The organism is Pseudoalteromonas sp. Ps84H-4 (assembly GCF_024124645.1).
Classification (GTDB): domain Bacteria; phylum Pseudomonadota; class Gammaproteobacteria; order Enterobacterales; family Alteromonadaceae; genus Pseudoalteromonas; species Pseudoalteromonas lipolytica_C.
In genome coordinates this window covers 166,569-178,772 of the sequence record NZ_JAMXSK010000002.1, presented here as the reverse complement: position 1 = coordinate 178,772, position 12,204 = coordinate 166,569, and the positions used below count along the sequence as shown (strand labels likewise).

The 12,204-nt window shown below is 40.8% G+C and carries 9 protein-coding genes; 7 read left to right on the top strand and 2 right to left on the bottom strand.

Annotated elements, in window-relative coordinates:
• Positions 1–9 precede the first annotated feature (9 nt).
• Together rpmB and radC are read right to left on the bottom strand one after the other, a co-directional pair.
• Entirely contained in the window at positions 10–246 is a 237-nt protein-coding gene (gene rpmB / locus NH454_RS03230; protein ID WP_036973115.1) for a 50S ribosomal protein L28, read from the bottom strand.
• 273 nt (positions 247–519) lie between these two features.
• A complete protein-coding gene (gene radC / locus NH454_RS03225) occupies positions 520–1,194 on the bottom strand; it encodes a DNA repair protein RadC (protein ID WP_138557049.1) in 675 nt (224 codons plus the stop codon).
• A gap of 152 nt (positions 1,195–1,346) precedes the next feature.
• Between radC and coaBC the strand changes: the two genes are divergently transcribed.
• The 7 genes from coaBC (at position 1,347) to NH454_RS03190 (ending at position 12,129) form a co-directional block, all read left to right on the top strand.
• Positions 1,347–2,540 carry a bifunctional phosphopantothenoylcysteine decarboxylase/phosphopantothenate--cysteine ligase CoaBC gene (coaBC, locus tag NH454_RS03220; protein ID WP_135926191.1) on the top strand — a complete coding sequence of 398 codons (1,194 nt, stop codon included), beginning with the start codon at positions 1,347–1,349 and terminating at the stop codon, positions 2,538–2,540.
• A gap of 112 nt (positions 2,541–2,652) precedes the next feature.
• Positions 2,653–3,240 carry a nucleoid occlusion factor SlmA gene (slmA, locus tag NH454_RS03215; protein ID WP_063699831.1) on the top strand — a complete coding sequence of 196 codons (588 nt, stop codon included), beginning with the start codon at positions 2,653–2,655 and terminating at the stop codon, positions 3,238–3,240.
• Between the two features lie 239 nt (positions 3,241–3,479).
• Complete coding sequence (locus tag NH454_RS03210) at positions 3,480–6,242, top strand: prolyl oligopeptidase family serine peptidase (RefSeq protein ID WP_253038213.1); 2,763 nt, start codon at positions 3,480–3,482, stop codon at positions 6,240–6,242.
• Positions 6,243–6,431: 189 nt separating this feature from the next.
• Entirely contained in the window at positions 6,432–8,645 is a 2,214-nt protein-coding gene (gene katG / locus NH454_RS03205) for a catalase/peroxidase HPI (RefSeq protein ID WP_235382215.1), read from the top strand.
• Between the two features lie 128 nt (positions 8,646–8,773).
• Positions 8,774–10,474: a diguanylate cyclase gene (locus tag NH454_RS03200; protein ID WP_235382214.1), complete on the top strand. Its 1,701-nt coding sequence runs from the start codon at positions 8,774–8,776 to the stop codon at positions 10,472–10,474.
• Positions 10,475–10,699: 225 nt separating this feature from the next.
• Positions 10,700–11,065, top strand: a complete 366-nt coding sequence (locus NH454_RS03195) for a hypothetical protein (RefSeq protein ID WP_235382213.1) — start codon at positions 10,700–10,702, stop codon at positions 11,063–11,065.
• Positions 11,066–11,079: 14 nt separating this feature from the next.
• Complete coding sequence (locus tag NH454_RS03190; RefSeq protein WP_235382212.1) at positions 11,080–12,129, top strand: PD-(D/E)XK nuclease family protein; 1,050 nt, start codon at positions 11,080–11,082, stop codon at positions 12,127–12,129.
• Positions 12,130–12,204 lie beyond the last annotated feature (75 nt).

The following is a 12,204-nucleotide window of genomic DNA, read 5'->3' as shown; positions in this document are numbered from 1 at the left end:
TTCAGTTCCTTAAACTTTTTCGCCACGAGCACGGATTTCTGTAAGAACCGCGTCGATGCCTTTTTTATCGATAATACGCATACCTTTAGTAGTAGTGCGTAGTGTTACAAAACGTTTTTCACTTTCAACCCAAAAACGGTGAGTTTGTAGGTTAGGTAGGAAACGACGTTTAGTCGCGTTTCTCGCGTGTGAACGGTGGTTACCAACCGCTGGACGCTTACCTGTAACTTGACATACTTTAGACATGTCTATATATCTCCAATAACTTCGCTCGAGCTTAATTTTCCCTTAGGCCAGTATTTGTGCCCCGGGATAAATCGAAGGGCGCTCTTTATACAGCTTATACAGGCAAAGATCAAGTAACAGATCTTATCCAATCAGCTCATGTGTAAATTTGATAGCGGCTAATTATAAAGATCGAATGCCCTTAGGGAAAGTAAAAACTGCATTTAAATTAAACTAATTTCTAAAATCGCCCTAAACTGCTCATTTTTAACACACTCTCTAGCCTAACAAGCTTTATATAAGCCCTCTTTCGGCAAACGACACACAATTTTCACCTCCCACTATGATGTGATCCAGCACATTTATATCAACTAAGGCTAACGCTTGCTGCAATTTCGTGGTGATCAATTTATCAGCCTGACTTGGCTCAGCTACTCCACTTGGATGGTTATGGGCAAGAATCAGCGCCGCGGCATTATTACGTAATGCTGCTTTAACGACTTCGCGTGGGTACACAGAAGCTGCATTAATAGTGCCGTAAAAAAGTACTTCGTCTTTAATTAATTGATTTTGATTATCTAAATACAGCACCATAAATACTTCTTGCTGCAAACCACGCAACTGAATAGTTAAGTAGTCGTACACAGCTTGTGGCGAATTAAATAGTGCCTCGCGTTTACATTGCTCAAGCATATAGCGCCGGCTTAATTCAAGTACCGCTTGCAACTGAACATACTTAGCCGCCCCTAAGCCCTTTTGTGCGCAGAATTCTTGTTCGCTCGCGTTAAACAAGTTTTGCAATGAACTATTTATACTGAGTAAATGCTCTGCAAGCTCAATAGCATTCATGCCCGGCACGCCTGTGCGTAAAAATATTGCTAATAGCTCTGCATCTGAAAGTGCTTTAGCACCTTTAGCAAGTAGCTTCTCGCGAGGCCTTGCTGATAGAGGTAAATCGGTTAATGGCATTGCTTCATCCTTAAAACAACTATATCAATGACTAAACTGTACTATAAAACCTAGAAAATCCAGTTTTTTCCTGTCATGAAAAAGAAAACTTCATGCTATCGGTAAAGATTTGCTATCGTTAGCCCATATCGACAAAAGTTAAATTTCACGTAATGACTAAATCAGTAAATAAAAAAATCCTGCTAGGTATGAGTGGTGGTATTGCAGCCTATAAATGTGCAGAGCTTGTCCGCCGTTTAAAAGATCAAGGCTGCGAAGTTAAAGTCGTCATGACCGACTCGGCAAAACACTTTATTACTCCTTTAACAATGCAAGCGGTAAGCGGTGAAATTGTTTCTGATTCATTACTCGACCCAGCAGCAGAAGCAGCAATGGGCCATATTGAGTTTGCTAAATGGGCCGACCTTATTTTAGTTGCCCCTGCAACCAGTAATATTTTAGCGAAAATGGCAATGGGTATTGCCGATGATTTACTGACAACACTTCTATTAGCCACCCCTGCAAAAGTGGCTGTAGCACCTGCCATGAACCAGCAAATGTATGCCCATCCTGCTACACAAGCAAATATTGCCACACTTCGCGAACGTGGCGTGGCTATTTGGGGCCCAGGTAAAGGCGAGCAGGCTTGTGGTGATGTAGGCGCAGGCCGTATGTTAGAGCCTCACGAGTTAGTCGCGCTTTGTACACAACCTGAAGTAGAGCCATTACTTGCTGGCAAAACCATTACTATTACAGCAGGACCAACCCGAGAAGCCCTCGACCCAGTTCGTTATATCTCTAATCACAGCTCTGGCAAAATGGGTTATGCCCTTGCCGAGGCTGCACTTGCTTTAGGTGCAAAGGTCAACTTAATTTCTGGCCCAGTGACAATTAAAGCACCTGCTAATGCCCTGCTTACTACTATAGAAAGTGCTGAGCAATTACTCACCGCCTCAATGCAACTAGCCGTACAATCAGATGCCTTTATAGGCTGTGCAGCAGTAGCCGATTACCGTGCAGCAGCAATTCATGAGCAAAAAATGAAAAAACAAGGTGATGAACTAACCCTCACTTTAGTTAAAAACCCAGATGTTATCGCAAACGTTGCAGCGCTTAGCAAAAACCGTCCTTATACCGTGGGCTTTGCCGCCGAAACCCAAGATGTTGCAAGCTATGCACAAGGTAAATTAAAGAACAAAAATCTCGATATGATCTGCGCAAATGACGTATCAAAAGAAGGCCTTGGCTTTAATTCTGATCATAATGCTTTAACACTTTTCTGGCACAATGAGCAGCTAGATTTAGCGATGGGAAGTAAAAAAGATTTGGCCATGAGCGTGATGACTGAGCTTGCCAAGCGTTTGTAAAAATGCTGGAAAGAAACTGAATAAAACATTAACATAAGCCTCTCATTTGCACAAAAAATGGCTTGTCTGACTCCTAAGAGCGCAAGTAATAAATTATAAGAAAGGAATGGTCATGCCTGCGACAAAAAGAAGTAATCGCAAAGAGCAGATTCTGCAAGCACTCGCACAAATGTTAGAAACCAGCCCAGGTCAACGTATCACAACTGCAAAACTAGCGGCTGAGGTAGGTGTGTCTGAAGCTGCGTTGTATCGTCATTTTCCGAGTAAAGCACGGATGTTTGAGGGCCTAATCGAGTTTATTGAAGATACCCTGTTATCACGCATTAACCTCATTTTAGAAAATGAGAAAGAAAGCCAAACACGTGTGTACAATATTTTACTGCTATTATTAGCCTTTGCTGAGAAAAACCCGGGTATTACCCGCATTTTGACCGGTGATGCCTTGCAAGGTGAACAAGAGCGTTTACGTGAGCGTGTACAAGGCCTATTTGAAAAGCTAGAAACTCAGTTCAAGCAAGTGCTACGCGAACGCAAACTGCGCGAAGGCAAAGCATTTCAATCAGACGAAACCACCCTAGCCAACTTCTTACTCGCCTACGTAGAAGGTAAGATGAATCAATTCGTGCGCAGCGACTTTAAAGCAAAACCAAGTGCACAATTTGAAAAACAATGGCCAGAGTTACAAAAGATTTGGTTGTAGGAAATTAGCCGTAGGCGCGATTTCATATCGCGCAACGGTGAAATTAAAATTACGCGGGGTAAACCCGCTGCTACCCTTTTAACAAAACCTACCGACCTCTTTTTTAGCTTATGGCTGATAGCTTAAAGCTTACAGCTATCAGCTCACCTCCCCAAACACGCCACTTATCGTATCTACTCGAATTGTTAATTTAAAACGCTACACTGGGTGCATCATTTTAAAAACAACGAGAAAGATGAATGAAAGCGCAATTATCACTTTTGAGCTTAGCCTTGGTGACAAGCCTTGGTAGTGCACAAGTTAGTGCGAAAGAAGCTCTGCAATTTAAAGACGTGTTTGATTTTAAATACGCAAAAGGCACCCAACTTTCTGAAGATGGCCAAATTCTTAGCTTTAGTGCTGACCCGTATCGCGGTAATGCACAAGGTCAGGTTTATACATTAAACAATAACACCCTGCTTGCCAGCGTTGAGCGCGGTACTCGCCCTACTATTAATAAAGCAGCAAACTGGGTGGCTTTTACTCAGGTACCTACCCTGCTTGAAAAAGAAACCACCAAGAAAAAAGATGAACTAAAAAATAACCTAGTTTTAGTGAATACTAAAAATGGTGAGCAACAAACGTTTAACGATGTAAAAGACTACGCGTTATCGGATGATGGTGTATGGCTTGCTTACCGACTCGATAAGAAAGCAGAAAAAGCAGATAAAAAAGACGACCAAGAAAAAGACGAAAACAGCAGCGAAATCAAGCCAGACAAAAAAGATAAAAGCTTTGATTTAGTGCTTGTTAACCTTCAAGACAAAACCACTCACACCCTAAACAATGTATTCAGCTATGCGATTAGCAGCACCGGTGAGCAGTTATTAGCAAGCCAAAGCTACAGCAATGGTGCCGACAACCAAGTTGTATTAGTTGCGCTTAATAATGACTTTGCAACGAGTGTACTAATTGATGAGCCGGGCGTTGTGGCAAATAAAATTGCTTGGCAACCAAACAGCAATACCGCAGCGCTGTTAATTGGTAATTACGTTAATGATGACACACGCCGTCGTGACCACAGCTTACAGCTTTTACAAAACGGGGCGCTTTCAACCATTCACTCTGCAGATAGCAGCTGGACTATTGGCAAAACAGCATCGCTAAAATGGTCTGAAGATGGTGCTCGTTTATACTTTGAAAACCACCCTAAACTCGCTGCAAAAGTTGCCGCAAAAGAATACAAAGATGAAGCTTCTTTATATGATTTCGATACCATTCGCGACCAAAAAGGCCTAAACGTTTGGCACAACAAAGACGCTGAAATAAAACCACGCGAAGAGCAGCAATGGAACAAAGCCAATAAGCTGCGCCACTACCAAGCGGTTTATCATGTAAATGGTCAGCAAGTTGTGCAGCTTAGCACACCAAACATGCCAGAGGTTTCGCTAAATACTCATCGCGAAGCCCTATTAGGTTACTCAGACCTACCTTACCTAGAACGTGTTATGTATGGCGGTTTTTACGCAGATTACTTCAGCGTGGATGTTAAAACTGGTAAACAAACCGCTATCATCAGCGACTATCCGTTTAGACCAAGCCTTGCGCCAAATGGCCAATTTGCAGCATTTTTTCAAGACAGCCAAGTTCAGCTAAAAGATTTAGGTAACAACAAGGTTTCGACCTTATCTAAAGCAATTAATGCTATTTTTGCCGATGATAAGCATGACTACCCATCACCTCAACCGGGTTATGGTTTTGCAGGCTGGTTAAACGACAGCAGCCAAGTACTGGTTTACAGCAAATTTGATATTTGGGCTTTTGATGTCGCAACACAAAAGGCAACGCGCCTAACCCAAGGTAAAGAAACCAATACCCAATATCGTGTTATTAAACTTGATAAAGACCAAGTGGGCTTTGCCAAAGACGAAACATTATTGCTAAGCGCAACCAACCTGCAAGATAAGCAAACTGAAATTGCCAAGCTTGACTTAACAAGCAATAAAGTAAGCAAAGTACTATCGGGTAAAAAGCGCTATGATGTGGTGAAAAAGGCAAAAAATGCCGACAAATACCTATTTACTGCGCAAACATATCAGCAATTCCCTGATTACTACCAAACTGACTTTAGCTTTAAAAAGCCACAGCGTGTTACCAACCTAAACCCACAAATTAGCAACTTTGCATGGGGTGAAAAACCTGAGCTCATTAGTTACAAAGGGTTTAATGGTGAAGATTTACAAGGCGTATTAATCAAGCCAGCGGGCTACAAAAAAGGCGATAAGGTTCCGGTGGTTGTGTACTTCTACCGCTATATGAGCCAACGCATGTATGACTTCCCGAAAATGGAATTAAATCATCGCCCTAACTTCCCGATGTTTACCTCAAATGGCTATGCGATTTTCTTACCTGATATCCGTTTTGAAATTGGTCATCCGGGCAAATCGTCAACCCAAACGATGATCAATGCCACTCAAAAGTTAATTGATTTAGGCATTGCTGATCCAGACAAAATTGGTTTACAAGGTCACTCATGGGCAGGCTACCAAAGTGCCTTTATGATCACGCAAACAGATATGTTTAAGGCGGTTGTATCGGGTGCGCCAGTATCTAATATGACCAGTGCATACAGCGGTATTCGCTTAAAATCAGGCCTTGCGCGTCAATTCCAATACGAAACAGGGCAAAGCCGCATTGGTAAAACCTTATTCGAAGCGCCAGAGCTGTACATCGAAAACTCACCCGTATTCTTTGCCGACAAAGTGAATACCCCAATCCTGATTATGTTTGGTGACAAAGATGACGCTGTGCCATGGCACGAGGGTGTTCAATATTACCTCGCGCTTCGTCGCGCAGGTAAAGATGCCACCTTCTTACAATACGAAGGTGAACCACATCACTTGAAGAAATTCCCTAATCAAGTGGATTTCTCGGTGCGCATGATGGAATACTTTGATCATTACTTAAAAGGCAAGCCAGCTGCTGATTGGATCAAGAACGGCATCCCTTTTATTGAAGAATAAGCAACAAGCTGATTTTCAGCTTAAAGCACACCTCCCCCAGAGCCAGCATTTTTGCTGGCTTTGTTCTATAAAATCAATCAAACAATCTGTTTTTTCGATTTTATCAATCGATTTAAACCCCAGTTTGTAAGTGGAAAGTTAATCAGAACAACTCTATATTTCATCCAACTTCTAACTGGAGACTACACAATGTTTAAAAAATCAACGTCAGCGTTGTCTAAAGTCGCTGTTGCAGTATCTTTACTCGTAGCAACAGGCGTACAAGCGACTAACGACATCAAATCAAACCAATTCTGGTGGCCAGAACAATTAGATCTTAGCCAACTTCGTGCCCATGGCGCAGAATCAAACCCAATGGGTCCTTACTTTGATTACAAAAAAGAATTTTTAAAGTTAGACCTAAACGCAGTGAAAGCCGATATTGAGAAAGTATTGACTGATTCTCAAGATTGGTGGCCTGCTGACTACGGTCACTATGGTCCATTCTTCATCCGTATGGCGTGGCACGCATCAGGTACGTACCGTACTTTTGATGGTCGTGGTGGCGCAGGCGGTGGTCAACAACGTTTCGACCCACTAAACAGCTGGCCTGATAACGCGAACCTTGATAAAGCGCGTCGCTTACTTTGGCCTGTAAAACAAAAATACGGTCGCAGCATTTCTTGGGCTGACTTAATGGCGTTAACAGGTAACGTTGCGCTTGAATCAATGGGCTTCAAAACCTTCGGTTATGCCGGTGGTCGTGAAGACGATTGGGAGCCAGATTACGTATACTGGGGCCCTGAAGGCAAAATGCTAACTGACGAACGTCGTGACAAAAAAGGCAAACTTAAAGGCCCATTAGCGGCAGTTGAGATGGGCTTAATTTATGTAAACCCAGAAGGCCCTCACGGTAACCCTGATCCACTGCTAGCAGCAGAAGACATTCGTTTATCATTCGGCAGCATGGCAATGAACGATGAAGAAATCGTTGCGCTAATCGCCGGTGGTCACAGCTTTGGTAAAGCACACGGTGCGAAAAAAGCGACCTGCTTAGACAAAGAGCCAGCAGCTGCGGCTATCGAAGAGCAAGGTTTAGGTTGGAAAAACAAATGTGGTAAAGGTCACTCAGAAGATACTGTGACTTCAGGTCTTGAAGGCGCATGGACAGTGACACCAACACGTTGGTCAATCAACTACCTACAAAACTTATTCAGCTTTGAGTGGGTTAAAACGAAGAGCCCAGCAGGCGCAACTCAGTGGATCCCTGAAAATGGTCAAGCATCTAACCTAGTGCCAGATGCACACATTAAAGGTAAGCGTCATGCGCCTATCATGTTCACAACTGATATCGCGTTAAAAGCAGACCCTGAGTTCCGTAAGATTTCAGAGCGTTTCTTAAACGATCCGAAAGAGTTCGAACTGGCATTTGCTAAAGCATGGTTCAAACTAAACCACCGTGATATGGGCCCACGTGCTCGTTACCTAGGTGACTTAGTGCCAGAAGAAGTATTAATTTGGCAAGATTACATCCCGGCGGTTGATCACAAACTTGTTGATAGCAAAGATATCGCGTCACTTAAAGCAAGCATCTTAGATTCTGGTTTATCTGTATCTGAACTCGTGCGTGTTGCTTGGGCATCAGCAGCAAGCTACCGCGACACAGATATGCGTGGTGGTGCAAACGGTGCACGTATTCGTTTTGCTCCGCAAAAAGATTGGCCGGTAAACAACCCGAAAGAAGTAGCTAAAGTACTGAACAAACTTGAGAAAATCCAAACTAAGTTCAACAAAAAAGCATCTGGCGGTAAAGAAATTTCACTTGCAGATATGATTGTTCTTGGTGGTGCGGCTGCAATCGAAAAAGCAGCAAGCGACGCAGGTTTCTCTATCACAGTACCATTCAAGCCAGGTCGTATGGACGCGTCATTAGAAATGACTGACGTTGAATCATTCGAAGTACTTGAGCCAACAGCAGATGCATTCCGTAACTACTACAGCTCAGCATGGAAATCACCTGCTGAAATGTTAGTTGAGCGCGCTGACTTACTAAGCTTATCAGTACCAGAAATGACTGCACTACTAGGTGGTATGCGCGCCCTTAACGCGAATACTGACCAAACTAAACACGGTGTATTCACGAAAAAACCAGGCACATTAAGCAATGATTTCTTCGTTAACCTACTAGATATGTCAACGAAGTGGTCTAAGTCTTCTGAAGAAGGTGTTTACGAAGGCCGTGACCGTAAGTCAGGCAAACTTAAGTGGACAGCAACACCAGTAGATTTAATCTTCGGTTCAAATTCAGAGCTACGTTCAATTGCTGAAGTGTACGCATCTGACGATGCTAAACAGAAGTTTGTTGATGACTTCGTAGCAGCGTGGACTAAAGTAATGACGCTAGATCGTTTCGACCTGCGTTAATATTTTCGCAACCAACAAAGCCGCTAAGTATAGCGGCTTTTTTATTTTGGATAAAATTCGCTCGACAATCCTGTGTTTTAAGTTAAAAATAACACTTTATTATTAATATCAAGATGTAGGCATTAAGGATGATTGCACGCTTATCACAGCTCATTGTTTTCTATTTACTATGCTTAATTGTGACAGAAAACAGCTATGCGGATCAGGCTAACTCTGTAATCTCTATTAACGAGCGCAGCGTTAATCTTACGCAATTCAACATGAGCTATTTCATCGATAAGCAAGGCAATACTCCATTCACTAAGATACAAAGTGAAAATTTTATTAACAGTAAAAATGAGCTCACTTTAGGTACTAACGCAAAAACGACCTGGTCAAAAATAATCATCAAAAATAACTATAGCGATAGCTTACGTTTATTTGTTCACAACCCCGATGCTTACCATCTAGAAGAGGTGGGATTTTACGAAACCCACAATGGGCAACTCATTAATCAAACAGATGTTTATTTAGATAAATCTGGGGTAAAAGCCAATATGTTTGGCGGGAGTGCCGTTTTTTCGTTTGCTTTAGCACCAGCTCAGCAAAAAATCCTTTATGTGAAATCTGTAACTTACTCACACCAGTGGTTTACTCTTAATATATATGACGAAGAGCACTCTAAACGTGCATTAGTCGGTAACGGTAATTACATTGCGCTACTCGTTGGAATGATGCTTGCGCTAATGATATATAACTTTTTCTTGTATTTATCGGCCCGAAAAATCGAAAACATCGTATACGCCCTATACTTGATTTCAGGCACCGTATGGGTGGCGTTATCTTACGGTGTAGCGGCAAATTTTTTTGGTGTATTTAGTGCAGAGCTTTTCCAACTAAACTCAAACTTACTCAGTATGCCAAGCTTTTTGGTGATCTTTGTAATGCTCATTTTCGAGACCAAGAAACATTACCCTAAAGAGCATATTGCCCTTTCAATTATATTATTGTTGCTTGTTGGCGACTTTATCTACAGCTTATTCGATATCGTTGGCGCATTAAAGCCAGCCAGTAGCTTAGCCGCACTTATGATGACGGTGACATTTGGAGTATCTATTTCTCTATGGCGCAAAGGAAACCCGCTAGCAAAATACTTTTTACTTGGTCACTCTATGTTTGTCATTTTCAATATGTTGGCAGTGCTTTATTACAAAGGGATCAGTGAAGCTAACGTGATCAATAGTCATGGCGTGGGAATAGGCATTTTACTTGAAGCTTTAATGATGGCATTTATTCTTTCATACCGAATTAAAACACTTGAAAAAGTAAAAGCGCAGCAAAAAGAGCTCACTCGCTTAGTCGACACAGATCCAATGACAGGCCTGTTTAATCGTCGCTACTTCGATAGAAAAAGTGAAGAGTTAATTGCAGCAACAGCCACAAATAATCAGCCATTATCTTTACTGATTGCCGATCTCGATCATTTCAAAAATATAAACGATACCTATGGGCACGATATTGGTGACAAAGTTATTATTGAGTTTGCCAATATACTTACAGCAAAGCAGCGCAAAGGGGATATAGCCTGTCGCTACGGCGGTGAAGAGTTTGTATTACTGCTTAATTGTAACCTTGAAGATGCCAAGCAGGTTGCCGAACGAATTCGCAAACAAGCACAAGAAACCATTATTAATGTTGATGATAAACAAACAGTTAAATTTACAGTAAGCATTGGTGTTCACAGCGTAGCCCACGCCGCAACTACTATAAAAGAAACACTCACCATTGCCGACAAAGCACTGTACAAAGCGAAGAGTAATGGCCGTAATTGTGTTGAAGTAGCGGCTTAGAGAAAAAATCGGTAAGCGGTATTATGTAGGTCGCCATTTATGGCGACAATTTTTAGCGAGACAGTCCTTATAACTATTTTCATTATGCAGCCCCCTTTATTCTGCCATTAGATATTACTCTAACTTTAAATAAATATGACATAAGACATCCTACATTTTAGCTCCATAAAGGGTTCTAAGTGCCATCAAATCGAGTTTTGATGGGACCTTTAACAGGAGAGTCTTATGATTAAAAACAAAGTGGGAATATTTTGGTATGTTGAAAATACGCTAATTTATAAAGCTATTAATACAGCTAATTTGGAAGTAGACACCTTGGGCCTAATTGACAGTCCCTTTTTACACCATGAAGAATGGGAAGAAAACTTAATCTTTGAACAATTTGATATCTATCTGAGCGAGAGCGATTACTACAACTTCCCAAGAGGCAGGGTCATATATAATTTCAACGAATTAGTTACGTATATATACTTAGATAGAAAGCTATTTAAAAAGCACATAGTAAAAAAAATTAAGCATGCATTTTCTTTGTTTGAGGTTAAAACAATACTTTTAACCGACCCTCACTATAAATGCTTTAAGAATATTTAAAGGGAATTAGTTTTATGACTACTTACACACCTGCTGACTTCAAAAGATTACTCAGCGAGTTTGAGGAACTGCCAAAAAATCAGCTAGAAATGAGTATTTTCGATATATCTGGCTACCCTCACTATGAAAATGTGGCAAGTAATGTACTCGCATTTTATCTTAATCCTCACAATGAACATGGTTTACAAGATTTACTTCTAAGTTCCATTCTTAACAAAGTTGCCATTGAGGATAGGAATCTAAAAAATGTTCTAGTTAGTCGCGAAGAATCTACATTCAATCAAAAGCGGTTAGACTTATTAATTGAAACTGACAACTTACTAATAGGTATAGAAAATAAAATTTTCCATCATCTTAATAATGATTTAAATGACTACAGTTATGCGCTCAAAAAATGGGCTCAACCGAATAATCTAGAGATAGTGAAAATAGTATTAAGTATAAAAAAAGAGCAACCAAGTGATGGTTTTGTAAACGTCACTTATGAAGAACTATTTACTGAGATAAGAAGACGCATGTCTAATTATCAAATCACAAAAAACAAGTGGTACTTTTACTTACTAGATTTTATGAATAGCATTGAAGGACTAGCTGGAAGCAAAATGAAAATTGACGAAAATGATCAGTTTTTTCTAGATAACTTTGAAAAAATAGAAGCACTACTTGGAGAAAGAAATAAATTCTTAGCCAAACTCAATAATAAAGTCGTTGAGCTACAACAAAAAATTGAAAAACCGCCTCAATGCAAAAGGCAATGGATATACTCTAAATCCTGTCTTGTTCATGACTTTGAGTTTTTCTCCTACAAAATAGCCTTTGATTTGTTTATAGCTCCTAGCGGCTGGCAATTACAACTATTCGGTAGAGATGCTGAATCAAAGAAATATTTAACGTTCCTCTTTAATACCATACCATTAAAAGGAACTCAGCAGGGCTATAAAGATTCTAGATACATACTTGAAGAGTTTTGCCTTCATCAAGATTTATCTACGATAGCTGCCAGCTTATTAAAAAGGTTCAGCATGTTATTAGAGTCGCAAGAAAGAGCTGAGATGAAAACATAAATAGAGACTATATTGTGATTATGCTTTGATTGTTTATTAGCCAAAACTTAGATTTCAGTAATGTAGGTAGTCATT

What these genes read in the sequence shown, in the direction of transcription:
- NH454_RS03210 (WP_253038213.1), top strand. Translation starts at nt 3,480, where the DNA reads ATGAAAGCGCAATTATCACTTTTGAGCTTAGCCTTGGTGACAAGCCTT.
- NH454_RS03190 (WP_235382212.1), top strand. Translation starts at nt 11,080, where the DNA reads ATGACTACTTACACACCTGCTGACTTCAAAAGATTACTCAGCGAGTTT.
- radC (WP_138557049.1), bottom strand. Translation starts at nt 1,194, where the DNA reads ATGCCATTAACCGATTTACCTCTATCAGCAAGGCCTCGCGAGAAGCTA.
- NH454_RS03200 (WP_235382214.1), top strand. Translation starts at nt 8,774, where the DNA reads ATGATTGCACGCTTATCACAGCTCATTGTTTTCTATTTACTATGCTTA.
- coaBC (WP_135926191.1), top strand. Translation starts at nt 1,347, where the DNA reads ATGACTAAATCAGTAAATAAAAAAATCCTGCTAGGTATGAGTGGTGGT.
- katG (WP_235382215.1), top strand. Translation starts at nt 6,432, where the DNA reads ATGTTTAAAAAATCAACGTCAGCGTTGTCTAAAGTCGCTGTTGCAGTA.
- slmA (WP_063699831.1), top strand. Translation starts at nt 2,653, where the DNA reads ATGCCTGCGACAAAAAGAAGTAATCGCAAAGAGCAGATTCTGCAAGCA.
- rpmB (WP_036973115.1), bottom strand. Translation starts at nt 246, where the DNA reads ATGTCTAAAGTATGTCAAGTTACAGGTAAGCGTCCAGCGGTTGGTAAC.
- NH454_RS03195 (WP_235382213.1), top strand. Translation starts at nt 10,700, where the DNA reads ATGATTAAAAACAAAGTGGGAATATTTTGGTATGTTGAAAATACGCTA.